The sequence below is a fragment of the Rahnella victoriana genome (assembly GCF_004330295.1).
GTDB lineage: Bacteria > Pseudomonadota > Gammaproteobacteria > Enterobacterales > Enterobacteriaceae > Rahnella > Rahnella victoriana.
This window is the reverse complement of the sequence record NZ_SJOJ01000083.1, coordinates 1-419: the sequence shown is the minus strand read 5'-3', so window position 1 is coordinate 419 and position 419 is coordinate 1. Positions and strand designations below refer to the sequence as shown.

Genomic DNA, 419 nt, shown 5'->3' with positions numbered 1-419 from the left:
CCGTAGGGGAACCTGCGGTTGGATCACCTCCTTACCTAAAGATACGCATTGTGCAGTGTCCACACAGATTGTCTGATGAAATTAATGAGCAAGAGCACCTGTTGATGCAGTGAGGGCAACCTTACGCTGATACGAAAAGTGCCAAACCATGTATGTGGTCTGGTACGGAATTTTCGTGTCCCCATCGTCTAGAGGCCTAGGACACTGCCCTTTCACGGCTGTAACAGGGGTTCGAATCCCCTTGGGGACGCCACTCCGATAATGTGTGAAAGACATTATCAACTGTTCTTTTATGAACAGAAAATATCTTAAAGATGACTTTAATAAGTCGTGTTTAAGATATTGCTCTTTAACAATCTGGAACAAGCTGAAAATTGAAAGTTTACAGCTGAACATCACTCTCCGTAGAAGTACTGAGT

General features: G+C 43.9%; 1 tRNA gene. It reads left to right on the top strand.

Annotated elements, in window-relative coordinates:
* The first annotated feature begins 177 nt into the window (after nt 1-177).
* A tRNA-Glu gene (locus tag EYY67_RS24410) sits at nt 178-253 on the top strand.
* The last annotated feature ends 166 nt before the right edge of the window (nt 254-419 follow it).